Annotated in this window: 26 protein-coding genes; 10 read left to right on the forward strand and 16 right to left on the reverse strand. The window is 75.1% G+C overall.

Going from position 1 to position 22,878, the window contains the following annotated elements:
- Nucleotides 1–4: 4 nt before the first annotated feature.
- Complete coding sequence (locus tag ACFXAM_RS08240) at nt 5–1,165, forward strand: Mrp/NBP35 family ATP-binding protein (protein ID WP_380288671.1); 1,161 nt, start codon at nt 5–7, stop codon at nt 1,163–1,165.
- A gap of 73 nt (nt 1,166–1,238) precedes the next feature.
- On the opposite strand, the gene ACFXAM_RS08245 is transcribed toward ACFXAM_RS08240, so the two are convergent.
- From ACFXAM_RS08245 to sigE, 4 genes are all read right to left on the reverse strand, one after another.
- Nucleotides 1,239–1,913, reverse strand: coding sequence for a hypothetical protein (locus ACFXAM_RS08245; protein ID WP_380288673.1), 675 nt, complete (start codon nt 1,911–1,913; stop codon nt 1,239–1,241).
- Nucleotides 1,914–2,127: 214 nt separating this feature from the next.
- Nucleotides 2,128–2,574 carry a sec-independent translocase gene (locus ACFXAM_RS08250; protein ID WP_380288675.1) on the reverse strand — a complete coding sequence of 149 codons (447 nt, stop codon included), beginning with the start codon at nt 2,572–2,574 and terminating at the stop codon, nt 2,128–2,130.
- Between the two features lie 139 nt (nt 2,575–2,713).
- Nucleotides 2,714–3,715: a zf-HC2 domain-containing protein gene (locus ACFXAM_RS08255; protein WP_380288677.1), complete on the reverse strand. Its 1,002-nt coding sequence runs from the start codon at nt 3,713–3,715 to the stop codon at nt 2,714–2,716.
- Entirely contained in the window at nt 3,712–4,455 is a 744-nt protein-coding gene (gene sigE, locus ACFXAM_RS08260) for an RNA polymerase sigma factor SigE (protein ID WP_380288715.1), read from the reverse strand. Before sigE ends, ACFXAM_RS08255 begins: the two co-directional genes overlap by 4 nt.
- A gap of 331 nt (nt 4,456–4,786) precedes the next feature.
- On the opposite strand from sigE, the gene ACFXAM_RS08265 reads away from it, so the two are divergent.
- On the forward strand, nt 4,787–5,419 hold the full coding sequence (locus ACFXAM_RS08265; protein WP_380288717.1) for an O-methyltransferase: 633 nt from the start codon (nt 4,787–4,789) through the stop codon (nt 5,417–5,419).
- 148 nt (nt 5,420–5,567) lie between these two features.
- On the opposite strand, the gene ACFXAM_RS08270 is transcribed toward ACFXAM_RS08265, so the two are convergent.
- Entirely contained in the window at nt 5,568–5,735 is a 168-nt protein-coding gene (locus tag ACFXAM_RS08270) for a DUF3117 domain-containing protein (protein ID WP_014137929.1), read from the reverse strand.
- A gap of 298 nt (nt 5,736–6,033) precedes the next feature.
- Here ACFXAM_RS08270 and ACFXAM_RS08275 point away from each other — a divergent pair, with 298 nt between their 5' ends.
- The gene (locus ACFXAM_RS08275) at nt 6,034–6,834 is read left to right on the forward strand and encodes an enoyl-CoA hydratase-related protein (protein WP_380288679.1); all 801 of its coding nucleotides are present in this window, start codon (nt 6,034–6,036) and stop codon (nt 6,832–6,834) included.
- Between the two features lie 87 nt (nt 6,835–6,921).
- Here ACFXAM_RS08275 and ACFXAM_RS08280 read toward each other — a convergent pair whose 3' ends face one another.
- Together ACFXAM_RS08280 and ACFXAM_RS08285 are read right to left on the reverse strand one after the other, a co-directional pair.
- Complete coding sequence (locus ACFXAM_RS08280) at nt 6,922–7,509, reverse strand: DNA-3-methyladenine glycosylase I (RefSeq protein WP_380288681.1); 588 nt, start codon at nt 7,507–7,509, stop codon at nt 6,922–6,924.
- Nucleotides 7,506–7,958, reverse strand: coding sequence for a DivIVA domain-containing protein (locus ACFXAM_RS08285; protein ID WP_380288683.1), 453 nt, complete (start codon nt 7,956–7,958; stop codon nt 7,506–7,508). Before ACFXAM_RS08285 ends, ACFXAM_RS08280 begins: the two co-directional genes overlap by 4 nt.
- 156 nt (nt 7,959–8,114) lie before the next feature.
- Here ACFXAM_RS08285 and folP point away from each other — a divergent pair, with 156 nt between their 5' ends.
- Entirely contained in the window at nt 8,115–8,927 is an 813-nt protein-coding gene (gene folP / locus ACFXAM_RS08290) for a dihydropteroate synthase (RefSeq protein ID WP_380288719.1), read from the forward strand.
- A gap of 16 nt (nt 8,928–8,943) precedes the next feature.
- On the opposite strand, the gene ACFXAM_RS08295 is transcribed toward folP, so the two are convergent.
- Both ACFXAM_RS08295 and dapE read right to left on the reverse strand, forming a co-directional pair.
- Nucleotides 8,944–9,753: a TIGR00730 family Rossman fold protein gene (locus ACFXAM_RS08295; protein WP_380285558.1), complete on the reverse strand. Its 810-nt coding sequence runs from the start codon at nt 9,751–9,753 to the stop codon at nt 8,944–8,946.
- 100 nt (nt 9,754–9,853) lie between these two features.
- Complete coding sequence (gene dapE, locus ACFXAM_RS08300) at nt 9,854–10,927, reverse strand: succinyl-diaminopimelate desuccinylase (protein WP_380288685.1); 1,074 nt, start codon at nt 10,925–10,927, stop codon at nt 9,854–9,856.
- Between the two features lie 135 nt (nt 10,928–11,062).
- On the opposite strand from dapE, the gene ACFXAM_RS08305 reads away from it, so the two are divergent.
- On the forward strand, nt 11,063–12,088 hold the full coding sequence (locus tag ACFXAM_RS08305) for a hypothetical protein (RefSeq protein ID WP_380288687.1): 1,026 nt from the start codon (nt 11,063–11,065) through the stop codon (nt 12,086–12,088).
- Between the two features lie 302 nt (nt 12,089–12,390).
- On the forward strand, nt 12,391–13,179 hold the full coding sequence (locus tag ACFXAM_RS08310; protein ID WP_380288689.1) for a hypothetical protein: 789 nt from the start codon (nt 12,391–12,393) through the stop codon (nt 13,177–13,179).
- 120 nt (nt 13,180–13,299) lie between these two features.
- Here ACFXAM_RS08310 and dapC read toward each other — a convergent pair whose 3' ends face one another.
- The gene (dapC, locus tag ACFXAM_RS08315) at nt 13,300–14,463 is read right to left on the reverse strand and encodes a succinyldiaminopimelate transaminase (RefSeq protein ID WP_380288691.1); all 1,164 of its coding nucleotides are present in this window, start codon (nt 14,461–14,463) and stop codon (nt 13,300–13,302) included.
- A gap of 20 nt (nt 14,464–14,483) precedes the next feature.
- Nucleotides 14,484–14,810, reverse strand: a complete 327-nt coding sequence (gene fdxA / locus ACFXAM_RS08320) for a ferredoxin (protein WP_030061559.1) — start codon at nt 14,808–14,810, stop codon at nt 14,484–14,486.
- A gap of 130 nt (nt 14,811–14,940) precedes the next feature.
- On the opposite strand from fdxA, the gene ACFXAM_RS08325 reads away from it, so the two are divergent.
- Both ACFXAM_RS08325 and ACFXAM_RS08330 read left to right on the forward strand, forming a co-directional pair.
- The gene (locus ACFXAM_RS08325; protein WP_380288693.1) at nt 14,941–15,987 is read left to right on the forward strand and encodes a GNAT family N-acetyltransferase; all 1,047 of its coding nucleotides are present in this window, start codon (nt 14,941–14,943) and stop codon (nt 15,985–15,987) included.
- A gap of 113 nt (nt 15,988–16,100) precedes the next feature.
- Nucleotides 16,101–16,973: a transglutaminase family protein gene (locus ACFXAM_RS08330; RefSeq protein ID WP_380288695.1), complete on the forward strand. Its 873-nt coding sequence runs from the start codon at nt 16,101–16,103 to the stop codon at nt 16,971–16,973.
- 13 nt (nt 16,974–16,986) lie between these two features.
- Here ACFXAM_RS08330 and ACFXAM_RS08335 read toward each other — a convergent pair whose 3' ends face one another.
- Nucleotides 16,987–17,619 (reverse strand): response regulator, encoded by a 633-nt coding sequence (locus ACFXAM_RS08335; protein ID WP_380288697.1) that lies wholly within the window; start codon nt 17,617–17,619, stop codon nt 16,987–16,989.
- A 77-nt stretch (nt 17,620–17,696) separates the two neighbouring features.
- On the opposite strand from ACFXAM_RS08335, the gene ACFXAM_RS08340 reads away from it, so the two are divergent.
- Both ACFXAM_RS08340 and ACFXAM_RS08345 read left to right on the forward strand, forming a co-directional pair.
- Nucleotides 17,697–18,644, forward strand: a complete 948-nt coding sequence (locus ACFXAM_RS08340) for a MerR family transcriptional regulator (RefSeq protein ID WP_380288699.1) — start codon at nt 17,697–17,699, stop codon at nt 18,642–18,644.
- A gap of 108 nt (nt 18,645–18,752) precedes the next feature.
- Nucleotides 18,753–19,613: a GNAT family N-acetyltransferase gene (locus ACFXAM_RS08345; RefSeq protein WP_380288701.1), complete on the forward strand. Its 861-nt coding sequence runs from the start codon at nt 18,753–18,755 to the stop codon at nt 19,611–19,613.
- On the opposite strand, the gene ACFXAM_RS08350 is transcribed toward ACFXAM_RS08345, so the two are convergent.
- The 4 genes from ACFXAM_RS08350 to ACFXAM_RS08365 all read right to left on the reverse strand — a co-directional run bounded on the left by ACFXAM_RS08350 (nt 19,582) and on the right by ACFXAM_RS08365 (nt 22,765).
- Nucleotides 19,582–19,713 carry a hypothetical protein gene (locus tag ACFXAM_RS08350; protein ID WP_380288703.1) on the reverse strand — a complete coding sequence of 44 codons (132 nt, stop codon included), beginning with the start codon at nt 19,711–19,713 and terminating at the stop codon, nt 19,582–19,584. The two genes, ACFXAM_RS08345 and ACFXAM_RS08350, sit on opposite strands and share 32 nt — an antisense overlap.
- 84 nt (nt 19,714–19,797) lie before the next feature.
- The gene (locus ACFXAM_RS08355) at nt 19,798–21,042 is read right to left on the reverse strand and encodes a sensor histidine kinase (RefSeq protein WP_380288705.1); all 1,245 of its coding nucleotides are present in this window, start codon (nt 21,040–21,042) and stop codon (nt 19,798–19,800) included.
- Between the two features lie 8 nt (nt 21,043–21,050).
- Nucleotides 21,051–21,773, reverse strand: a complete 723-nt coding sequence (locus tag ACFXAM_RS08360) for an ABC transporter permease (RefSeq protein WP_380288707.1) — start codon at nt 21,771–21,773, stop codon at nt 21,051–21,053.
- Nucleotides 21,770–22,765 (reverse strand): ABC transporter ATP-binding protein, encoded by a 996-nt coding sequence (locus tag ACFXAM_RS08365; RefSeq protein ID WP_380288709.1) that lies wholly within the window; start codon nt 22,763–22,765, stop codon nt 21,770–21,772. Before ACFXAM_RS08365 ends, ACFXAM_RS08360 begins: the two co-directional genes overlap by 4 nt.
- Between the last annotated feature and the right edge of the window lie 113 nt (nt 22,766–22,878).

Consider the following 22,878-nt stretch of genomic DNA (forward strand, 5'->3'; position numbering starts at 1 on the left):
AGGCATGGCCAACGAGACAGAGGTCGCGACCGGCGCCACGGAGGAGTCCGTGCGCCAGGCGCTGGCGACCGTCAACGACCCGGAGATCAACCGCCCGATCACCGAGATCGGCATGGTGAAATCGGTCGAGATCGGCGAGGGCGGCGCCGTGCGGGTCGCGGTCTACCTGACCGTCTCGGGCTGCCCGATGCGCGACACCATCGTCACCCGGGTCCGCGAGGCCGTCGGCCGCGTCCCCGGCGTGACCGGCGTCGAGGTCGAGCTCGACGTGATGAGCGACGAGCAGCGCAAGGAGCTCTCCCAGCTGCTGCGCGGCGGCGCCCCCGAGCGGGAGATCCCGTTCGCCAAGCCCGGCACGCTGACCCGCGTCTACGCGGTCGCCTCCGGCAAGGGCGGCGTCGGCAAGTCCTCGGTGACCGTCAACCTGGCGGCGGCGATGGCCGCGGACGGCCTGAAGGTCGCCGTGGTGGACGCCGACATCTACGGCCACAGCGTGCCGCGCATGCTCGGCGTCGAGGGCCAGCCCACCCAGGTCCAGGACATGATCATGCCGCCGCAGGCGAACGGCGTGAAGGTCATCTCGATCGGCATGTTCACCCCGGGCAACACCCCGGTGGTCTGGCGCGGCCCGATGCTGCACCGCGCGCTGCAGCAGTTCCTGGCCGACGTGTACTGGGGCGACCTGGACGTCCTGCTGCTGGACCTGCCGCCCGGCACCGGCGACATCGCGATCTCGGTGGCCCAGCTGGTCCCCAACGCCGAGATCCTCATCGTCACCACCCCGCAGATGGCCGCCGCCGAGGTCGCCGAGCGGGCCGGCACCATCGCGGTGCAGACCCACCAGAAGATCGTCGGCGTGATCGAGAACATGTCCGGCATGCCGTGCCCGCACTGCGACGAGATGATCGACGTCTTCGGCACCGGCGGCGGCCAGACCGTCGCGGACGCGCTCACCCGCACCGTCGGCGCCACCGTCCCGGTGCTCGGCTCGATCCCGATCGACGTCCGCCTGCGCGAGGGCGGCGACGACGGCCGCCCGGTCGTCCTGGCCGACCCCGACTCCCCCGCCGGCGCCACCCTGCGCGCCATCGCCGGCAAGCTCGGCGGCCGCCAGCGCGGCCTCTCGGGCCTCTCCCTCGGCCTCACCCCGAAGAACAAGTTCTGACGCGGCACCAGCCGAAGCCCGCAGGGGCCCGCCGGATCTCCTCCGGCGGGCCCCTGCGGGCGTTGCGGGGGCCCTACGGGCGGGTGTAGGCGGTCAGGTCGGGGACGGCGGTGAAGCCGGCGCCGTAGGCGCTGACGCCGCGGCCGTAGGCGCCGAGCAGGACGCCGGGGGCCTCGCCGGCGAGCACCCAGCCGTACTCGGACTCGCGGTAGCGGAACGGCTGCGGCAGGCCGTTCACCGGGAGGCTGAGGGTGGACCAGCCGGGGCCCTCCAGGTCGTCGGCGAGGTCCCAGGCGAGCGTGGACTGCTGGTCCAGCCAGTCCTGGCGCCGCGCGCGGTCCAGCTGGGCCGGCCAGGTGGCGGCGAGCAGGCCGGAGCCCGCCAGCCAGGCGGCGGAGGAGGCGGACGTCGCCTCCAGGGTGCCGGTGTTGTCGGCGCTGCGGCGGCTCTCCCGGCGGGCGACGGTGACGACGACGGCGAACTTCCGCACGTCGCGCGGCTCGAACTGGCGGGCCGGCTCCTCGCCGTGGCCGAGGCTGCCGTAGTCGACGGTGCCGTGGGCGCCGGCCCGCGGGCCGCCGAAGCCGCTCGGCAGCAGGAAGCGGCGGCCGCTCCAGCCCTCGTCCAGGCCGTACCAGCGGAAGTCCGCGGACAGGTACGGCACCAGCGGGTCCGCCGGGCCGGCCTGTCCGCCGACCACGGGTCCGCCGGCCGTGGCCGTCCCGACCGCCTGACTCGTCGCGTCCATCCCCGGGGCCTCCTCAAACGACGTTTGCCTGCCGTGGCGCGCTCCCATCGTGGCGCACCGCGGCGTCCCCGCCGAGCGTCTTCGGCCCGGGCGGGACCGGAAAGTGACAGACGGCACAGCGGGAACAATCAGCACAATAGCGGCGCGTGCGCCGGAGCCCCGCTCAACCGTCGGGTCGGCGCCCTGATTCCTCGCCCCGGAGGCGGGCGGCGGGCTACGTCGCGTCGGGGTCGAACGGGGGGCGCTCGCCGGGGGCGAGCGGGGCGCCGGCCGCGGCGGGGGCCGGGGCGGCGGCGGGCTTGTCGAAGGAGACGCTGCCCGTGCGGCCGGTGCCGTTCACCGGGGCGGCCGGCTTGTCGTCCAGCACCGAGCGGATGTCGAGGGTGTCCCGCATGTCCTTGAGGCCCAGCGGGTCCTCGTCGCCGCCCATCAGCTGCTTGCGCACGAAGGTCTTCGGGTTGAGGTCCTCGAACTCGAAGTCCTTGAACTCCGGACCCAGCTCGCTGCGGATGTCCTCCTTCGCGGTGTCCGCGAAGGACCGGATCTTCCGGATGAAGCCCATGGTGTCCTGGATCAGCTTCGGCAGCTTGTCCGGACCGAAGATCACGATGGCCATGATGACCAGGGTCAGGATCTCCAGTGTGCCCACGTCGCTGAACACCAAAGCTCCCTAAGCTCGCGATCGGATCGGACAAACGCTCCTCACAGCGTAATGGCCGCCGACGGGTCCATGACCCCCGATGTGATGAAGCCGTGGTGAAGACCCGCCGATGATCAGGGCCGCGAGTGCCTCCGGGGGCCTATCTGTTCTCCTGGTGCAGACCGGCGACGCCGGAGCTCGGCGAACGCTCGGGGAGCTCGTACGGCGACGTGCCCCGGGTGACCGCCACCGGGCGCAGCGGCAGGTCCACCGCCGGTACCTGGGCGTTCATCGGGACCATCCCGCCCCGGCCGCCGCCCGCCGGGCTGACCGTGGTGCCGTGCTGGTCGTCCCCCGGGCCGGCGATGTTGCCGACGCCGCCGAGCGTCACCGCGGCGACCGAGAAGGCGCCGGCCGCGGCGAACACGAAGCGCCGCCCACGCGCCGGGGCCTGCCGGACCACCGGGGCGGCCGCGGCCGCCGCCAGCGGCTGGACGGGGGCGTCGGGGCGCGGCGAGCGCCGTCCGATCAGCGGGCGCAGCACCGAGCCGCGGCCGAACGCGCGGGGGTCGACGCCGGGCACCGGAGCGTCGGCGCCGAGCGCGCCCGCGCCGAAGGAGGCCCCGGCGCCGCGGCCGAACGAGCCGCCGTCCAGCCGGCTGCCGCCGAGCGTGCCGGCGGCCGTGACGCCGCCGCCGGGCAGGTCGTCGTCGTCCCGGTGGGAGCGGTCGCCGCGCGGCGGCTGTTCGTCCTCCGGGAGCGCGCCGACGGCCATCAGCCGGGCCATCAGCGCGGAGGACGGGCCGGGCGTGCCGGTGCGGGTCAGCAGGTGCTTGACGGCGCGGCCCTCGTCGGCCTCGGCGAGACACTGCGGACAGGTCGCCAGATGGGCCTGCACGCGGTCGCGCGAGTCGTGGCCGAGTTCGCCGTCGAGGAAGGCGGACAGCCGCTCCCCGAGGTGGTGCTCCTCGGCGGCGGGCTCGACGGCCCGCACGGCGACGGCCCGCAGCGCCGGCTCACCCGCGGGCGCCGGGTGCGGCGCGGCGTCGGCGGCCGGGCCGTCCTGGCCCCGTCGGCCCAGGGTGGGCCAGCCGCCCCGGCGGGCGGCGGTACGGCCGGGCGTCTCCGGGTGGCCCGGCCCCGATCGGCCGGTTCCGCTCACGATCGCCTCCGTCCGCGCCCGCCCGGCGCGACCGCGGCCCCGCCGGCGGCGGCGCCGACCGGCACCGGCTGCTCCTCGGCTCCGCCGCCGCGGCGCTCACGGCCGGGGGCCGAGCCGGGGGCGCGGTGCTTGAGCGCGGCGCGCAGGTGCGAGCGGCCGCGGTGGATGCGGCTGCGGACGGTGCCGAGCTTGACGCCGAGCGTGGCCGCGATCTCCTCGTAGGAGAGGCCCTCGATGTCGCAGAGGACGACGGCGGCACGGAACTCGGGCGCCAGGGTGTCCAGCGCCTGCTGGACGTCGGCGTCGAAGTGGGTGTCGCTGAAGTGCTGGGCCGGGCTGGGCTCGCGGGAGGCGAGGCGCTCGGCCGCGTCCTCGCCGAGCGCGTCGAAGCGGATGCGCTGGCGGCGGCGGACCATGTCCAGGAAGAGGTTGGTGGTGATCCGGTGCAGCCAGCCCTCGAACGTGCCGGGGGTGTAGGTGGACAGCGAGCGGAACACCCGGACGAAGACCTCCTGGGTGAGGTCCTCGGCATCGTGCTGGTTGCCCGTCAGGCGGTAGGCGAGACGGTAGACGCGGGCGCTGTGGGCCTCGACGATCTCCTCCCAGCTGGGCGGAGTCCAGGTCTGCGCGTCGGGGCCCTCGGCGAAGGTCGCGAGGGCGGGGGCCTCGGCGGTGCCGGCGGCGCGCGCCTCGGGCGCGGGGGCCGGCTGGTCCAGGGTGGAGTGCGCAGGCTGGTTCATCACGGGCTTCGGCGTACGGGTCGACGCGGTGCCGCGGGGGTGCCGCCGCACAGGGACGTCGCCCTCGGCCACACCTCCTCGGTCGGCTCTTCTGCCCAGCAGGGCCACCACCATATCCACCTCGCCCGTCAAGCCCGGATAAGAAGTGTCCGGGACCACCCGGCCCGGATGCCGGTCCCGGAGGGTCTCCGGGACGTCCCGTTCACCCGGTCCCTGCTCCACCAACGGCCCGCCGCCGTACGCGGTTCCCGTCCGGACAGTAATCTGTGGCAGGAAATATCGACATCCGCTCGGCGCCGGGCCGTCACCCGGGGCTCCGAAAGAGGCAGCCATCAGCGAGTTCGGGCCCGCGCGCGCGGCCCTCGCCGACACCTACGTCGGCGAGGACGCGGTGCTGACCTACGCCCGGGCGCAGTCCGCGCGGACCGGGATCAGGGCGATCGGCCCCAGTGGCGGCGCGTGCCTGCGGCTGCTGGCCGCCGCGCTGGACGCCAAGGCGGTGGCCGAGATCGGCACCGGGACGGGCGTCTCCGGGGTGTACCTGCTGCGCGGGATGCGGCCGGACGGGGTGCTCACCACCGTCGACTCCGAGCCGGTGCGCCAGCAGTTGGCGAAGGAGGCCTACCAGGCGGCCGGGTTCGCGGCCAACCGGTCGCGGTTCATACCGGGCCGGGCGCTGGAGGTGCTGCCGCGGCTCGCGGACGGCCAGTACGACCTGGTGTTCTGCGACGGTGACCCGGCGGAGTCCCGGGAGTACCTGGCGGAGTCGCTGCGGCTGCTGCGGCCGGGCGGGATGGTCTGCTTCGAGGGCGTGTTCCAGGAGGGCCGGCTGGCCGAGCCGGAACTGCAGGACCCGCAGACGCAGTCGGTGCGGGACCTGGTCCAGGCCGTCCGGGAGAGCGAGGCACTGCTGCCCGCGCTGCTGCCGGTCTCGGACGGGCTGCTCTGCGCCGTGAAGCGCTGACGGCCCGCCTCCCGGTTCCCCGCCGGTCCGCGGGGCCCGGCGGGCAACGTTCCCGGGCGGCCCGGAAAAGTACGGGGCCCGGGCCGACACGACGGTCGTACCCGGGCCCGGCAGCACATCTCCAGGAGATGGCGAGCACCTGCTGCGGTCAGCCGCAGGCCTTCTTCAGGGCCTCGCCGAGGGCGTCGGCCTCGTCAGGCGTGAGCTCCACCACAAGGCGTCCGCCGCCTTCGAGCGGAACGCGCATGATGATGCCCCGCCCCTCTTTGGTGACTTCGAGCGGGCCGTCACCCGTCCGCGGCTTCATGGCCGCCATGCTCGTTCCCCTTCCTGCAACCGCTCAGCTACGCACCGGCAGTCCGTCCACCGCCGGTATCGAACGCATTGATCGGAAGCCATTATCCCGCATGCCACGGCCTGATGACCAACATCACTCTCGGTGCAACCTCGTCCGGACCACCGCAATCCCGGTCAATTTCTGGCATAAGCCCCGGCGCGGCGGCGGTCCGTACGCCGCGGAAAGGTGCGATACCTCACACTCCCCAGGTGGCCGGGCGCTCCGGCATCCTGGCAGCGACGATCAGAGCCGATCACGACCGAGGGAGCCCTCGCCCATGTCCGATTCCGTGCTGTACGAGCTGGACGGCGGCCTGGCCGTCATCACCGTCAACCGCCCCGAGGCGATGAACGCGCTGGACGTGGCGACGAAGGTGGCGCTGCGGGACACCGTGACCGCCGCCGCCGGGGACCCTGCGGTGCGGGCGGTGCTGCTGACCGGGGCGGGCGACCGGGCGTTCTGCGTCGGCCAGGACCTCAAGGAGCACCTGGGCCTGCTGAAGCGGGCCGAGGAGACCGGCGAGGGCGCGCTGAGGACCGTCGCCGAGCACTACAACCCGCTGCTGCGGGCGCTGGCCGGGATGCGCAAGCCGACGGTGGCGGCGGTCGGCGGGGTGGCGGCCGGTGCGGGCGCCTCGCTGGCCTTCGCCTGCGACTTCCGGATCCTCTCGGACACCGCCGGTTTCAACACGGCGTTCGCCGGGATCGCGCTGACCGCCGACTCCGGTGCCTCCTGGACGCTGCCGCGGCTGGTCGGGCACGCCCGGGCGACCGAGCTGCTGATGCTGCCGCGCACCGTGAAGGCGGCCGAGGCGATGGAGCTGGGGCTGGCCACCAAGGTCGTGCCGGCCGCCGAACTGGCCGCCACCGCCCGGGTGTTCGCCAAGGAGCTGGCCGAGGGCCCGACGGTGGCCTACGGCGCGATCAAGGAGTCGCTGGCGTACGGCGCCTCGCACTCGCTGAGCGAGCTGCTCGACAAGGAGGACGAGCTGCAGACGCTGGCCGGCGAGAGCGAGGACCACCGGATCGCGGTCCGCGCCTTCATCGCCAAGGAGAAGCCGGCGTACCTGGGCCGGTGACCGGACCCCCGGACCCGCCCCCCGGACCCGCCGGCCCCCGCCGCGCTCACCGGACCCGCCGGACCCGCCGCGGCACCCGCCGCAGGCTCAGCGCGCGGCCCGGACGTGGCAGTCGGCGAGGTGGTCGTCGACCAGTCCGCAGGCCTGCATCAGCGCGTACGCGGTGGTGGGGCCGACGAACCGGAAGCCGGCCTTCTTCAGGGTCCTGGCCAGCGCCGTCGACTCGGGCGTGACGGCCGGCACCTCGCCGAGCGTGCGGGGCGCCGGCCGATCCGGGTCCCCGGCGAACTGCCAGATCAGCGCGTCCAGTCCGCCGTCGAGGTCGCGGGCGACCTTCGCGTTGGCGATCGCCGCCTCGATCTTGGCCCGGTTGCGGATGATGCCGGTGTCGGCGAGCAGCCGCTCGACGTCGGCCTCGCCGAACTCGGCCACCGCGGCGATCTCGAAGCCGGCGAAGCCCGCCCGGAAGCCCTCGCGGCGGCGCAGGATGGTGATCCAGGACAGGCCGGACTGGAAGGCCTCCAGGCAGACCCGCTCGAACAGCGCGTCGTCACCGCGCACCGGGCGGCCCCACTCGGTGTCGTGGTAGACGCGGTAGTCGTCCGCCGAGTCGCCCCAGCCGCAGCGGCGCAGCCCGTCCGCGCCGAGGACGGCGCCACCGGGTTCGGCGCTCACCGCGCCCCCTCGGGCTTCGCGTCCTCGGGGCCCTGCTCCGGCGAGGAGTGCGCCGCGGGGGCCTTGGCGAGGGCGCCGGCGGGCTCGACGACCCGGGCGAAGTCCTCCAGGCCGGGCAGCGGTTCGGCGCCGGGCTCCGGGCCGTCGCCGGCCTCGACGGCGCCGCGCACCGCGGCCAGCGCCTCCAGCTCGGCGATCCGGGCGTCCCGGTGGGCGAGTTCGGCGCCCAGCCGGTCGAGGACGTCGTCCACCTCGTCCATCCGGTAGCCGCGCACGGCCATCGGCAGCCGCAGTGCCTCGACGTCGCCCTGGCCCAGCGGACGGTCCTGCGGCAACCGGGCGGAGATACGGTCCTGCACGGCCTCCGGCAGCGAACCCCCGCCGCCCAGTGCCACGAGGGCGGCGCCGCCGACCACCACGGCCATCGCCACCACGATCACCCAGAACACGAGCGGTCCTCCCGATTTTCCGGCCGGCCCCGACTGGAGTGGGATCATGGTCCCGATGGGCCGGGGGCCATCATCGCACCCGCAGCAGCTGTGGAGGAGACATCGGTGGCACTGCGCCTGGGACCACGGGAATTCGGCGACGACGAGCTGGTGATCATGGCGATCGTCAATCGCACACCGGACTCCTTCTTCGACAGGGGCGCGACCTTCGCGGACGAGGCCGCGTTCGCCGCGGCCGACCGCGCGATGGCCGAGGGCGCCGCGATCCTGGACATCGGCGGGGTGAAGGCCGGCCCGGGCGACGAGGTGACCGTCGAGGAGGAGCTGCGGCGCACCGTGCCGTTCGTGGCGGAGCTGCGCAAGCGCCACCCGGAGGCCGTGATCAGCGTCGACACCTGGCGGCACGAGGTCGGCGAGGCGGTCTGCGAGGTGGGCGCGGACCTGCTGAACGACGCCTGGGGCGGGGTGGACCCGCGGCTGGCCGAGGTCGCCGCCCGGTACGACGCCGGGCTGGTCTGCACCCACGCGGGCGGCGCCGAGCCGCGCACCCGGCCGCACCGGGTCGGCTACGAGGACGTGATGGCGGACATCCTGCGGGTGACCGTCGGGCTGGCCGAGCGCGCGGTGGAGCTGGGCGTGCGGCGGGACGCGGTGATCATCGACCCGGGGCACGACTTCGGGAAGAACACCCGGCACTCGCTGGAGGCGACCCGGCGGCTGCCGGAGATGACCGCGACCGGGTTCCCGGTGCTGGTGTCGCTGTCCAACAAGGACTTCGTCGGCGAGACGCTCGACCGGCCGGTGGACGAGCGGCTGCTCGGCACCCTGGCGACCACGGCGGTCTCCGCCTGGCTGGGCGCCCGGGTGTACCGGGCGCACCAGGTGGCGGAGACCCGGCAGGTGCTGGACATGGTCGCCTCGATCCGCGGCACCCGCCCCCCGGCGGTCGCCCGCCGGGGCCTGGCGTGATCCGGACGGCGAGGGCTCAGATCTCGGTCGCCGGGCGGCGGGCCTCGGCGAGGATCTTCATGACCTCGTCGATCTCGTCGGTCACGTGGAACAGCTCCAGGTCGTGCGGGGCCGCCTTGCCCTGCGCGACCAGGGTGTTGCGCAGCCAGTCGACCAGCCCGCCCCAGTAGGCGCTGCCGAAGAGGATCACCGGGAAGCGGGTGACCTTCTTCGTCTGCACCAGGGTGAGCGCCTCGAACAGCTCGTCCAGCGTGCCCAGCCCGCCGGGCAGCACGACGAAGCCCTGCGCGTACTTCACGAACATCGTCTTGCGGACGAAGAAGTAGCGGAAGTTCAGGCCGAGGTCGACGAACTCGTTGAGCCCCTGCTCGAAGGGCAGCTCGATGCCGAGCCCGACGCTGAGCCCGCCGGCGTCCGAGGCGCCGCGGTTGGCGGCCTCCATCGCGCCCGGACCGCCCCCGGTGATCACCGCGTAGCCGGCCTCGGCCAGCGCCCGGCCGATCGCCACGCCCGCCGCGTACTCGGGCGAGTCGACCGGGGTCCGGGCGGAGCCGAAGACGCTGACCGCGGGCGGGAGTTCGGCCAGCGCGCCGAAGCCCTCGACGAACTCGGAGGTGATCCGCAGCACCCGCCAGGGGTCGGTGTGCAGCCAGTCGGTGGGACCGGTGGTGTCCAGCAGGCGCTGGTCCGTGGTGCTCTCGCCGACCTGGTCCCGGCGCACCAGCACCGGGCCCTTCTGCTTCTCGGGCCACGCCTTCTTCGGGCGCGGCTCGCCCACCTGCTCGGGGCCGTGACCGTAGTGCTTTTCGTCTCCAGTGCCTGTCATGACGAAACCCTACGCCCGCCCCTCCCCATTTTCAGGCAACGGTGGAAGGTCGGTTGGGCAACCGGAAGATGGCCTTCGGCCGCCGGCCGGCCGGGCCGCCTCAGGCGGTCAGCCAGGCGCGCAGCCGCTCCTCGGTCGCGGCGATCGCGCTCAGCGAGCAGTACTCGTCCCGCTTGTGCGCCATGTTCGGGTCGCCGGGGCCGTAGTTGACCGCCGGGACGCCGAGCGCGCTGAACCGGGCCACGTCCGTCCAGCCGAACTTGGCGCGGGCGGTGCCGCCGGTCGCTTCGAGGAACGCGCGGGCGGCGGGCTGGTTCAGGCCGGGCAGCGCCCCCGGGGCGAAGTCGGTGACGGTGACCTCGAAGCCGTCGAAGACCTCGCGCACGTGCTTCTCGGCGTCCGCCTCGTCGCGGTCGGGGGCGAAGCGGAAGTTGACCGTCACCACGCACTCGTCGGGGATGACGTTGCCGGCCACGCCGCCGTCGATGCGCACCGCGTTGAGGCCCTCGTGGTACTCCAGCCCGTCGATCTCCACCAGCCGCGCCCGGTACCCGGAGAGCCGGCGCAGCACCTCGCCGGCCTTGTGGATGGCGTTGTCGCCGAGCCAGCTGCGCGCCGAGTGGGCGCGGACGCCGCCGAGCCGGACCTGCGCGCGCAGGGTGCCCTGGCAGCCGCCCTCGACGACCGCGCCGCTGGGCTCCATGAGCACCGCGAAGTCCGCGGCCAGCCAGTCGGGGTGGGCCTCGGCGAGGTGGCCGAGGCCGTTGCGGCTGGCCTCCACCTCCTCGCAGTCGTAGAAGACGAAGGTGAGGTCCCGGTTGGGCTCGGGCAGGGTGGCGGCGAGCCGGAGCTGCACGGCGACGCCGGACTTCATGTCCGAGGTGCCGCAGCCGTGGAGCAGGTCGCCCTCGACCCGGGAGGGCACGTTGTCGGCGATCGGCACGGTGTCGATGTGGCCGGCGAGTACGACGCGCTCGGCGCGGCCCAGGTTCGTCCGGGCGACCACGTTGTTGCCGTAGCGGTCGACCGTCAGGTGCGGGTGGGCCCGCAGGGCCGCCTCGATCGCGTCGGCGAGTGCCTGCTCGTCGCCGCTGACGGAGGGGAAGTCGACCAGCTGGGCGGTCAGCGCGCCGCCGTCGAGGGTGAGGTCCAGGGGCGTCTTCGGGCTGCTCATGGTTGCCCAGCCTAGTCCGCCGGGCGGCGGCCCCCGGAGCCATTCCGTGACACGGCGACGGCAACCGCCCGTCACCGCACATCCGTCCGAGTGGGTACGGTGTCGGTTCGGATGTGCTCGGCGAGAGGGGCGGCGGTGGCGACGCGAGAGGGCGGCGGCGGTGGCGAGGGTGCGGCGCCGCGGCGGCGCCGGCGGCCGCTGCGGGTGGTGCTGGTCGGGCTGCTGGTGCTGGCCGTGGTCGCGGTGGCGCTGTTCTGGCTGCGCGACAACAAGCTGCTGACGCCCGAGGGCTGCTCGGTGAAGACGCCGGCCGGCGAGGGCACGCTGGAGGTCCCGCAGGCGGCCAACGCGGCGACCATCGCCGCCGTCGCGCACGCCCGCGGCCTGCCGGACCGGGCGGTGACCATCTCGCTGGCCACCGCGATGCAGGAGTCCAAGATCCGCAACCTGTCCGGCGGCGACCGCGACTCGGTGGGCCTGTTCCAGCAGCGGCCCTCGCAGGGCTGGGGCACCGTGCAGCAGATCATGGACCCGGTCTACGCGACCAACAAGTTCCTGGACGGCCTGGTCAAGGTGCCCGGCTACACCCGGCTGCCGCTGACCGACGCGGCCCAGCAGGTGCAGAAGAGCGGCTACCCGCAGGCCTACGCCAAGCACGAGACCAAGGCCACCCTGCTGGCCTCCGCGCTGACCGGCCGCGAGGCGGCCTCGCTGAACTGCGTGGTGCACGACTTCGCCGAGCCGGACACCGACGGGGAGAGCGCCGCGCCGGCCGCCCAGGCCGGGGCCACCGCGGGCGCCGCCGCACCGGCCCGCCCGGACCGGGCCCAGGTGCTGAGCGACCGGGTGCGCCGGGAGTTCGGCCGGACGGTGACCCCGGCCACCGGCTACGCGTCCACGATCAAGGGCGCGGAGAACGCCGTCTCGCTGACCCCGGACCCGACCGCCTCCACCGACTCCGGCCCGGACGCCGAGCGGCAGAGCGGCTGGGCGGTGGCGCACTGGGCGGTGACGCAGGCCCAGAAGCTGGGCATCGAGACGGTCGCGTACGACGGGAAGATCTGGCGGCAGGCGAAGTCCGAGGACGGCTGGAAGCCGCAGCCGACCGGGACCTCGACCACGCTGGTGCTGGTCTCGCTGGCCGCCCCCGCGAAGGGCTGAGGGCGCCGCTCCCGGGCGGTTGACGCACTGGTGTCCGGGTTGCCGCCGCCCGGGTGATTCGCGTCAATCCGGGTGGACGGCCCACCCGCCGGGACCGGCGGGGCGCAGAACCGTCACTCCCCTTGGGCCGTCCTGGACCCGCGCCCCCGGCCCGGGGCCCGCACCGGCTCCCCGCGCGGTCCGACCGTCCGATCGTCGGACCGGCGTTTTCCTTGCACGGCCCGAAACCTTCTGGCTTCTCAAGCGGTAACAATCCCGTCCGCCCGGCGGACGGAACGGACCCAGACCCTCCGAGGAGCCCCATGTCTCACCCCCTCACGCGCCGGATCGCCCAGGCCGCACTGCTCGTGGCGGCCGGCGCGACCCCGCTGGTCGCGGCCGGCTCCGCGTCCGCCGCCGACGCCCTGCTGCCGAAGGGCGACCTGGCCGCCCCGCTGGGCCAGCTCACCAACACCGATGCGGGGTCCACCCTGCAGCACACCACCCACCAGCTGGGCCAGGCCGCCGGCACCACCGGCGCCGCCACCGTCGCCGCGGGCGTGCCCGCCACCACCGACGCGACCGGCAGCATCATCGCCCAGCAGCTCCCCGAGGCGAACGAGAAGGCCGGCTCGCTGACCGCCCCGATCGACCAGACCGCCGCCACCACCGGCGAGCTCTCCACCATCACCCCGAAGGTCGCCCGGGCGCTGGCCGGCAAGCTCGGCGAGGCCGTCACCGGCAAGAGCGCCGCCCCGCAGCGCAGCGCCCAGGCCGGCCTCAGCCCGGTCGGCGGCCTCGCCGAGACCGGGAGCACGCTGACCGGCGCGGTCCCGGGCGGCAACGGGGTCGCCCAGGCCGTCCCCAGCACCACCGCCGTCACCGACGCGCTGCCGATCGGCACCGTCACCCGGGCGCTGCCCTCCGGCCTGCCCGCCGCCGACCTGCTCGGCCTCGCCGAGCACGGCTCGGCCAACCGCCTCGGCGGCGCCGACCTCGGCCCGAACAGCCCGCTGAGCGGCCTGTCCGGCCTGACCGGCGCGCTCGGCCCGATCAGCGGTCTGCTGGGCGGCCTCAACGGCGGTTCCCTCAACGGCCTGCCGATCGGCTGAGCCCGCGTCGGCCGGGCCCGCCGCCCGCACGACGGCGAGGGGCCGGCGTCCGGAAACCCGGACGCCGGCCCCTCATGCGTTCCCGCGCCGGCCGCGCGGGCCGCGCGGGCCGGCGCACCCCTAGCGGGCGGCGGCCGCCGCCCGCAGCCGCTCCACGGCCGCGGCGACCCGCTCGTCGGTCGCGGTGAACGCGACCCGCACGAACCGCCCGCCCGCCGGACCGTAGAAGTCGCCGGGCGCCACCAGGATGCCCAGCCCGGCCAGCTCGGCCACCGTCTCCCAGCACGGCCGGTCCTGGGTCGCCCACAGGTAGAGGCTGGCCTCGGAGTGCTCGATCCGGAAGCCGTAGGCCTCCAGGGCCCCCCGCAGCGCCGCCCGCCGGGCCGCGTAGCGCTCCCGCTGCTCGGCCACGTGCGCGTCGTCCCCGAGCGCGGCGGCGGTCGCCGCCTGCACCGGGGCCGGCACGATCATGCCGCCGTGCTTGCGCACCTCCAGCAGCTCCCCGACCACCACCGGGTCGCCCGCCACGAAGGAGGCGCGGTAGCCGGCCAGGTTGGAGCGCTTGGACAGCGAGTGCACCGCGAGCAGGCCCTCGTGGCCGCCCTCGCCGCACACCTCGGGGTGCAGCACGGAGACCGGCTCGGCCTCCCAGCCGAGCTCCAGGTAGCACTCGTCGCTGACCAGCAGCGCCCGGTGCTCGCGCGCCCACTCCACCGCGCGGCGCAGCTCCCGCGCGCCGAGCACCCGCCCGGTCGGGTTGGACGGCGAGTTGACCCACAGCAGGCGCACCCGGGAGCCGTCCAGCTCGTCCACCGAGTCGTACTCGACCGGCTCGGCGCCGCACAGCCGCGCGCCCACCTCGTAGGTCGGGTAGGCCAGGCGCGGGTAGGCGACCTGGTCGCCGGGGCCGAGGCCGAGCTGCGTCGGCAGCCAGGCCACCAGCTCCTTGGAGCCGACGGTCGGCAGGACCGCCTGCGGGCCGATCCGGGCGCCGAGCCGGCGGCGCAGCCAGCCGGCGATCGCCTCGCGCAGCTCCAGCGGCCCCCAGACGGTCGGGTAGCCCGGGGTGTCGGTGGCCGCGGCGAGCGCCTTCTGGATCACCTCGGGCACCGGGTCGACCGGGGTGCCGACGGAGAAGTCGCAGAGCCCGCCGGGGTGGGCCAGCGCGGTCGCCTTGTACGGCTCCAGCTTGTCCCAGGGGAACACCGGCAGCAGGTCGGAAACGCGGCGCGCCGCCCCCGGGTGGCCCGGGAACGGCGCGTGCGTGCTGTTCTTGGTACTCACAGCTCAGTTGCCACCAGTCGTCAGTGGTCGGCGTTCTGCGGCGGCAGAGCGGCGATGAACGGGTGGTCGCGCTCGATCAGGCCGAGCTTCGAGGCACCGCCGGGCGAGCCGAGGTCGTCGAAGAACTCGACGTTCGCCTTGTAGTAGTCCTTCCACTCCTCCGGCGTGTCGTCCTCGTAGAAGATCGCCTCGACCGGGCAGACCGGCTCACAAGCGCCACAGTCGACACACTCATCCGGGTGGATGTAGAGCGATCGCTCGCCCTCGTAGATGCAGTCAACCGGGCACTCTTCGATGCACGCCTTGTCCTTGACGTCGACACAAGGCTGCGCGATGACGTAGGTCACGCTGTCGTTCCTCCTCGGAAGGGCTCGGCGGCCCATTCTGTTTTCTCGCGTGCGCGGGTGAGCGCGGCGTCGTCGATGCCCGCCCCTAGTATCGCGGGTCGGAGACCGCAAATGCACAGGAGGTGCCCAGATGGCCGCCGAAGGGCCGGTTCACGACCGTCCGGAGGTCCGGATAGATCGCTCTGACGTGGGCCGCAGGGTCAGTGTCCGGCGGCTCTCCGGGTTCACCGGCGACAACCGGCCAGTGTTCCGCGATGTGATCGGCGTGCTCGCATCCTGGGACGACGCCGGGCTCACGGTGGTGCCCCGCAGCGGCGGTCCGGTCTCCTTCGAGGAGAAGCTGCTGGTCGCGGGCAAGGCCGTGCCGCCCTTCCCGGCCCGGCGGGCGCCGCTGCCGCAGGCCGCTCCGGACGCGCTCCAGCGGACCGCCGCCCGCGGCTGGCCCGCCGTCGAGCAGGAGCCGCTGGGCGGGTGGACGCTGCGCGCCTCGGCCGGCTTCACCCGGCGCGCCAACTCCGTGCAGGCGCTCGGCGACCCCGGTGTGCCCCTCGACGAGGCGCTCACCACCGTGCGCGGGTGGTACGCGGCACGCGGGCTGCCGGCCTGGGTGGAGGTCACCGCCCCCGGCTCGCCGGAGGCGCTGCGCGCCGAGCTGGACGCGCTGGGCGCGCGGTACGCGCCGACCCTGGTCCGGGTCGCCGCGCTGGCACCGCTGAGCAGGCCCGGGGACCGGACCGGCCTGGAGCGGGTGCGCCTGTCCCGGACCGCCTCCCCCGGCTGGATGTCGCTGTACCGGCGGGTGACCGGCGACCCGGCGGCGGAGGAGGCCGCCCGCGCGGTGCTCCACGGCGGCCCCTCGGTCTGGTTCGCGACCGTCCACGACACCCCCGACCGCTCGGCCGGGGGCGACGCCGCCCCGCCCGTCCTGGCCATCGGGCGCTGCGTCGTCGACGGGCCGTGGGCCGGCTTCGGCGCCGTCGAGGTGGCGCCCCGGGCCCGCCGCCGCGGCCTGGCCACCGCGGTGATGGCGGTGCTCGCCGCCCGGGCCGCCGAGGAGGGCGCGAGCGGCGCCTACCTTCAGGTGGAGGCGGACAACGACGGGGCGATCGCGCTCTATGACGGATTGGGCTTCACGACCAGTCACACTTACCACTACGCGCTCCTGCCGCAGGGGTAGGGCGCCCCGCACCCGCCCGACCGCCCAGGAACCGCCCGACCGCCCAGGAACCGCCCGACCGTCCAGGAACCGCCTGACTGTCCGCCCGTCCTACGAAAGCCGCCGCCACCGCCGTGACCGAGCAGAGCAGAGCACGCTTCCGGACCGAGGCCCGGGCCGAGCACCCCGATCCGGTGCTGCTCTGCCTGCTCGCGGCCGCCGAGCACACCCACGCCCCCGATCCGGACGACCTCCAGGGGCCGCCCTCGGTCGACGCCCTGCTCGCCGCCTGCTCGGCGGCCCTGGAGCGGCACGCGGCCGCCGTCCGGCTCGCCGTGGCCGAGCGGGCGCCCGCCGGGCCGGAGGAGACCGCGGCCCTGCTGGCCGCCGTCCTCGGCGGGCGCGAGCGCTTCCACGGGCGGAAGTCCGACTACCGGCGGCTGGAGTCCTCGCTGCTGCCCGACGTGCTGCGGCGCCGGCGCGGGCTGCCGATCATGCTCGCGCTGGTCTGGTGCGCCGTCGCCCGGCGGGCCGGGCTCACCGCGCACGGCATCGCCCTGCCCGGCCACTTCGTCGTCGCGGTCGGCGGGCCCGCCGGCGGCGACGACTACGTCCTGGCCGACCCGTTCCACGGCGGCCGGCTGCTCGACCTCGACGACGTGGCCCGGCTGGTGCACGCCGCCGGACACGAGTTCACGCCCGAGCTGCTCACGCCCGCGCAGCCGCTGGACATCGTGCTGCGGGTGCTCGGCAACATCCGGACCTGGGCCGCCGACCGCCCCGAGCACGCCCGCACCCAGCTGTGGGCCACCGAACTCGCCCTGCTGCTCCCCCGCCACCCCGCCCAGCTGCGCCTCGAACGCGCCGAGCTGCTGGTGCGCACCGGCGACTTCCTGGGCGGGGCGGAGGAGATGGACGAGTACGCCGGGATCCTGGACGCCTTCGACCCGGACGCCGCCGCCAAGGTCCGCCAGGAGGCCAGGGCCGCCCGGCACCGGCTGAACTGAACGGCCCGGCCGGCTACAGCCAGCCCTTCTCGCGGGCGATCCGGACCGCTTCGGTGCGGTTGCGGGCACCGGTCTTCTGGATCGCCATCGAGAGGTAGTTGCGCACCGTCCCCTCGGACAGGTGCAGCCGCCCGGCGATGTCCGCGTTCACCGCGCCGTCCGCCGCGGCCGCCAGCACGTCCCGCTCGCGGGCCGTCAGCGGGTTCGCCCCCTCGGCCAGCGCGGCCGCGGCCAGCGCCGGGTCGATCACCCGCTCGCCGCGCAGCACCCGGCGGATCGCCTCGGCCAGTTCGGCGGCCGGCGCGTCCTTCACCAGGAAGGCGTCCGCGCCCGACTCCATCGCCCGGCGCAGGTAGCCGGGGCGGCCGAAGGTCGTCGCGATCACCACCTTGGTCTGCGGCCGCCGCTCGCGCAGCAGTGCCGCCGCCTCGATGCCGGTCATCCCCGGCATCTCGATGTCCAGCACCGCCACCTGCACGTCGTGCGCGACCGCCGCGTCCACCACCTCGTCGCCGCGGCCGACCTGGGCGACGACGTCGATGTCGCCCTCCAGCCCGAGCAGCGCGGCCAGCGCCTCCCGGACCATCCCCTGGTCCTCCGCCAGCAGCACCCGCACCGAGGGCCGGTCGTTCCGAATGTCACTCATGGCGCCCGACCCTACGGCGTCCCGGCGGGCGGCGGCCCCTTGAGTCTCCCCCGGGGGGAGACGCCAGGCTGGGGGCCATGCGGGACGACGAGCTCCACCCCACCCTGTATTCCATCGGCGAGCTGGCCCGGCGCACCGGGCTGACGGTGAAGGCCGTCCGGTTCTACGCCGACGCCGGACTCGTCCCGCCCACCACCCGCACGCCGGCCGGCTACCGCCGCTTCGACGTGCACGCCCTGGCCCGGCTCGACCTGGTCCGCACCCTGCGGGAGCTGGGACTCGACCTGGCCACGGTCCGACGGGTGCTGGACCGTTCCGCCCCGCTGCGCGAGGTGGCCGCCGCGCACGCCGACGCGCTGGACGTGCAGATCCGCACGCTCCGGCTGCGCCGGACGGTGCTGCGGGCGATCGCCGAACGCGGCTCCACGACCGAGGAGATGAGACGCATGCACCAACTCGCGAAACTGTCCGACGCCGAACGCCGGCGCCTGGTCCACGACTTCATCGACGCCGTCTTCGGCGACCTGGACGCCAATCCGGAGTTCGTCGCGATGATGCGCGCCGCCATGCCGGAGCTGCCGGACGACCCGACCCCCGAACAGATCGACGCCTGGGTGGAGTTGGGCGAACTCGTGCAGGACGAGGACTTCCGCGCGGCGGTCCGCCGGATGGCCGTCCACCAGGCGGCCGAGCGGGCGGCGGGCGACGACACCGGCCTGCACGCCGCCCTCTCCGAGACGGTCCGCACCACCGTGACCGCCGCCGTCGCCGAGGGCATCGCCCCCGGATCCCCCGCCGCCGCCCCGGTCCTCGCCTCCCTCACCGCCGCCTACGCCGCCACCTTCGCCCGCCCCGACGACGCCGCCCTGCGGGCCTGGATCCTCGACCGGGTGGAGACCGCCGACGACCCCCGCGCCGAGCGCTACTGGCACCTGCTGGCCACCGTCAACGGCTGGCCGGTCCCGGAGAGCCTGCGCGAGGTCTCCGCCTGGTTCACCGCCGCCCTGCGGGCCTCGCTGGAGTAGGACGTCGGACCGGCCGACTTCCTGCTCCGCGGCCCGGAAACCCGGTTGCGCCCGCCCGGCTCCCGGGTGTGGCATGCGGGGGAGCAGCCGAGCGGGAGGCGGGCGGGGATGGGCGTGGAGTGGCGCGAGGCACTGCCGGACGACGATCCGGCGGCGGTCCTGGGCCTGGTGCGGCGGTGCCTGGCGGTGGACGGCGGGCTGCCGGTGACCGGCGAGCCCTCCTTCGTCGCCCGGCGCTACGGCGGGCCGGGGACGGTCCGGATCGGGGCGTACGAGGACGGGAGGCTGGTGGCCTGCGGCGCGGCGCGGCCCCTCGCCGGCCGGTGGGCGCTGGTGGGCGCGGTGGACCCGGACGCCCGGCGGCGGGGGCTCGGCGGGGAGCTGCTGGACCGGCTGATGCCGGCGGCGGGGACCGTCGTCCAGGTGGAGACGGAGGCGCTGACGCCCGCCACCGAGGAGCTGTTCCGCTCCCGGGGGCTGCGGCAGGTGTTCGCGGAGGACGTCTTCCGGCTGGGGCCCGAAGCGCCGCTGGAGCGGGCCGCCCTGCCGGCCGGGGTGCGGGTGGCGCCGTGGGGCGAGGAGACCCGGGGGGCGTTCTACCAGGCCTACTGCGCGTCCTTCGCCGACCGGCCGGGGTTCCCCGGCCTGACGCTGGAGCAGTGGGCGGACTGGCTGGTCGAGGACGACTTCCGGCCCGCCGCCTCGCTGGTCGCGCAGGACGCCGACGGCACCCCGGTCGGGTTCGTGGCCTGTGCCGAGGGGTTCCTGGTGCAGGTCGGGACCGTGCCCGGCCGGCGCCGGCAGGGGCTCGGGCGGGCGCTGGCCGTGGCGGCGCTGGAGCGGCTGCGGGCGGCCGGGGACCAGGAGGTGTTCCTGGACGTGAACGTGAACAACCCGGCCTCGGCGGCGCTGTTCCGGGAGCTGGGGTTCACCCGCGTCACCCGGCGGGCGCGGTTCGAACGTCCGTAGCCGCCGGGCCCGCCCCGGCGGCGCGGGCCTCGGTGAAGGCGGCGCACGGGATCAGCGAGAGGAGCAGGACGACGAGCACCACCGCGACAGGCTTCGGCATGCCCGTCATGCTGCCCGCGCCCGGGATCGGCGGCGCCGTGCCGGGGGGTGCGGGGCGCCGAGTTCCTCCGCCCGGACCAGCCCGTCAGGGCCGGGTCGGCACCGACGCCGTCCGCAGCGGCACCGAGGCCCGCAGCCGGAAGCCCCGGCCCCGCTCCCCCGGCCCGGTCTCCAGCCGCCCGCCGACCAGCGCCAGCCGCTCCTCCAGCCCGGACAGCCCGTTGCCCGGGTGGGACTTGCCCGGTCCGGGACCGTCGTCGGTGATCTCCAGGACGGCGAACCGCTCGCCGCTGCCCTCCCAGGTCTCGTCGGCCCGCACGGTGCAGACGGTGGCGCCCTCGCCGTGCCGGACGACGTTGGTGACCGCCTCGCGCAGTGCCCAGGCCAGCGCGCCCGCCTCCTCCGGGGCCAGGCCCGGCCAGGCGTCGAGCAGTTCCGGCGCCGCCTCCAGGCCGATCCGGGCGGCCGCCAGCGCGGTGCGGGCGGTCGCGAGCTCGACCGGCAGGGTGGGCCGGCGGAAGCCGGTGACCGCCTCCCGGACGTCGACCAGCGACTGCCGGGCGACGTTCTCGATGTCGGCGACCTGCGCCCGCGCCGCCTCGTCCTTGCCCGCGTCCATGAACCGCCCGGCCAGCTCGCTCTTCAGGGTGATCAGCGACAGCGAGTGCCCCAGCAGGTCGTGCAGGTCGCGGGCGAGCCGCAGCCGCTCCTCCGAGGCGGCCAGGTGGGCGACGGCGGCCCGGGCCTCGCGCAGTTCCCGCATGGTGGCGACCAGGCGCTGCAGACCGGTCATCGCGGCGCCGGAGAGGAAGGCGCTGAGGGTGAAGGTCCACACGTTGTCGGCGTCGGCGTGGGTCAGCAGCCCGACGGTGGCGGTGAGCGCCGCCATGGCCAGGAGCGCGCGCAGGGCGTAACGCGCCGGCGTGATGATCGCGACGCACACCGAGGCGTAGATGAACAGGGTCAGGAAGGCGTCACCGAGCACGAAGGCGGAGGCGACCGCCAGCGCCACCATCGTCGCGACGATCACCCGGCAGGCCCTCGGCCGCATGCCCGCCAGCGAACGGAAGACCACCAGCAGGACGTAACCGCCCACGAAGGCCGCCAGACAGGTCCAGCCGAGCACCCGGGCGGCGGTGCCGTGACCGCCGTCCAGCAGGTTGCCCACCGGGTACGCCAGGTAGATCATCCACAGCAGCATCCAGGAGACCTTGACCAGCAGCTGCCGCCCGGTCTCCACCGGTGCCCCGGGGACGTTCATGAACGACGCCCGCGCCGCACCCGCCTCCGGGTGCTCGCCGGCGGGGCGGGTCGGGCGCGGGTCGCTCATACCGGTCATCATGCCTGCCGGGTGTCGCGGCGGTACAGGGCCGCCGCGGCGGTGGCGAACACCGCGAGGAAGGCGGCCAGCCCGGCGACGGCGGCGGTGTCCAGGGCGTGCCCGGGTTCGGTGAAGGCGGCCAGCCGGTTGTAGAGGTAGACCGGGTCGAAGCGGGCGAACCGTTCCAGCGACCCGCTCACCGGGAACCACGTGCCGCCGAACAGGGCCATCGCCATGTAGGTGATCATCACGATGGTCTGCACCGAGTCCGGCGCGGCCGCGTAGCCGAGCGCCACCCCGAGCGCGGCGAAGACGAAACTGCCGAGCCAGAGCGCGGCCGCCAGCCCGGCCCACTGCCCGGCGTCCAGCGAGACGCCCTGGCTCGCGCCGACCGCGAAGACCACCAGGATCGCGGGCAGCGTGGTCACCGCGCTCGCCGCGATCTTTCCGAGGGTGTACGCCCGGCCGGGCAGCGCGGTCAGCCGCAGCTGGCGCACCCAGCCGCTCCTGCGCTCCAGCGAGATCCGCTGCGCGCTGCCGGTCAGCACCGCGCCGACCGCGCCGAAGGTGGCCATCGAGACCATGAAGTACGTCTTCACCGGCAGGCCTCCGGCGAGGTCGCTGCCGCCGTAGGCGTGGATGAAGAAGACGTACATCAGCGCCGGGTAGGCGATGGTGAAGAGCAGGTAGCGGCGGTTGCGGAAGGTCCGCAGGATCTCCAGCCGGATCAGGGTGGTCATCGCGCACGCTCCAGGGCGGATTCGGCGTTCTCGGCGGACTCGGCGGACTCGGCGGACCGGGCCGACTCGGCGGCGTCCTGCTCGCCGGTGATGGTCAGGAAGGCCTGCTCCAGGCCCAGGCCGGTGACCTCCAGACCGCGCGGGTACAGGCCCGCCCGGTAGAGGGCGGCGACGGCGGCGTCCGCGTCGGCGGTGCGGATCCGCACCGTCCGCACGCCCGGCACCCGGGCCGTGAGCTCCAGCCCCTGGACACCGGGCAGCCGGCGCAGCGGGCCCTCGTCGAACGGGCCGTCCGCCTCGTGCAGCTCGAAGGTGACCCGGCGGGCACCGGCCCGGGCCTTGATCTGCGCGGAGCTGCCGTCGGCGATCAGCCGGCCGCGGTGCAGGACGAGGACGCGGTCGGCGATCGAGTCCGCCTCCTCCAGGTAGTGGGTGGCGAACAGCACGGTGCGCCCGGCGTCGGCCTGCGCCCGCATGCTCGCCCAGAAGGCCTGCCGGACCGGGACGTCCATGCCGGTGGTGGGTTCGTCCAGGACGATGAGGTCGTTGGCGCCCGCGACGGCGAGCGCGAAGCGGACCCGCTGCTCCTGGCCGCCGGAGAGCCGGTCGACCCGGCGCTCGGCGAGTTCGGTGATGCCCGCGTCGGCGAGCACCTCGGCGACCGCCCGGCCGCGCGGGTGCACGTCGCAGGCGAGCCGGACCAGTTCGCGGACCTTGACGTCGGTCATCAGGCCGCCGCTCAGCAGCATCGCGCCGACCCGGCCGGCCGTGATCGCGGCGCGCGGGGCGCCGCCGAACAGCGTGACGCTGCCGCGGTCGGGCTCGCGCAGGCCGAGCAGCAGGTCGAGGCTGCTGGACTTGCCGGCCCCGTTCGGGCCGAGCAGGGCGACCGTCTCGCCCGGCCGCAGGACGAGGTCGAGGCCGTCCACGGCCCGTACCCGCCCGTAACTCTTGCTGACGCCCCGGAAGGCGGCGACTTCTCCCGCACCCATGGCCCGGTCCTCCCTGCTGGTGCCGTGCTTGCCCCCTCAGGGTCCCGCCGGGCCGGGGTGCGGCGGCAGTGGCCGCCGTCGTGCCTTCGGCATGACATCCGTCATGCCGTAGG

Origin of the sequence: Kitasatospora sp. NPDC059462 (assembly GCF_042749955.1) — a bacterium.
Taxonomy (GTDB): Bacteria; Actinomycetota; Actinomycetes; order Streptomycetales; family Streptomycetaceae; genus Kitasatospora.

Excerpts from the sequence above, each read along its gene's own strand:
- ACFXAM_RS08240 (WP_380288671.1), top strand. The coding sequence starts at position 5 with ATGGCCAACGAGACAGAGGTCGCGACCGGCGCCACGGAGGAGTCCGTG.
- ACFXAM_RS08245 (WP_380288673.1), bottom strand. The coding sequence starts at position 1,913 with ATGGACGCGACGAGTCAGGCGGTCGGGACGGCCACGGCCGGCGGACCC.
- sigE (WP_380288715.1), bottom strand. The coding sequence starts at position 4,455 with ATGAACCAGCCTGCGCACTCCACCCTGGACCAGCCGGCCCCCGCGCCC.
- ACFXAM_RS08270 (WP_014137929.1), bottom strand. The coding sequence starts at position 5,735 with ATGGCGGCCATGAAGCCGCGGACGGGTGACGGCCCGCTCGAAGTCACC.
- ACFXAM_RS08275 (WP_380288679.1), top strand. The coding sequence starts at position 6,034 with ATGTCCGATTCCGTGCTGTACGAGCTGGACGGCGGCCTGGCCGTCATC.
- folP (WP_380288719.1), top strand. The coding sequence starts at position 8,115 with ATGGCGATCGTCAATCGCACACCGGACTCCTTCTTCGACAGGGGCGCG.
- ACFXAM_RS08295 (WP_380285558.1), bottom strand. The coding sequence starts at position 9,753 with ATGACAGGCACTGGAGACGAAAAGCACTACGGTCACGGCCCCGAGCAG.
- dapE (WP_380288685.1), bottom strand. The coding sequence starts at position 10,927 with ATGAGCAGCCCGAAGACGCCCCTGGACCTCACCCTCGACGGCGGCGCG.
- ACFXAM_RS08310 (WP_380288689.1), top strand. The coding sequence starts at position 12,391 with ATGTCTCACCCCCTCACGCGCCGGATCGCCCAGGCCGCACTGCTCGTG.
- ACFXAM_RS08325 (WP_380288693.1), top strand. The coding sequence starts at position 14,941 with ATGGCCGCCGAAGGGCCGGTTCACGACCGTCCGGAGGTCCGGATAGAT.
- ACFXAM_RS08335 (WP_380288697.1), bottom strand. The coding sequence starts at position 17,619 with ATGAGTGACATTCGGAACGACCGGCCCTCGGTGCGGGTGCTGCTGGCG.
- ACFXAM_RS08340 (WP_380288699.1), top strand. The coding sequence starts at position 17,697 with ATGCGGGACGACGAGCTCCACCCCACCCTGTATTCCATCGGCGAGCTG.
- ACFXAM_RS08345 (WP_380288701.1), top strand. The coding sequence starts at position 18,753 with ATGGGCGTGGAGTGGCGCGAGGCACTGCCGGACGACGATCCGGCGGCG.
- ACFXAM_RS08350 (WP_380288703.1), bottom strand. The coding sequence starts at position 19,713 with ATGCCGAAGCCTGTCGCGGTGGTGCTCGTCGTCCTGCTCCTCTCGCTG.
- ACFXAM_RS08355 (WP_380288705.1), bottom strand. The coding sequence starts at position 21,042 with ATGAGCGACCCGCGCCCGACCCGCCCCGCCGGCGAGCACCCGGAGGCG.
- ACFXAM_RS08360 (WP_380288707.1), bottom strand. The coding sequence starts at position 21,773 with ATGACCACCCTGATCCGGCTGGAGATCCTGCGGACCTTCCGCAACCGC.
- ACFXAM_RS08365 (WP_380288709.1), bottom strand. The coding sequence starts at position 22,765 with ATGGGTGCGGGAGAAGTCGCCGCCTTCCGGGGCGTCAGCAAGAGTTAC.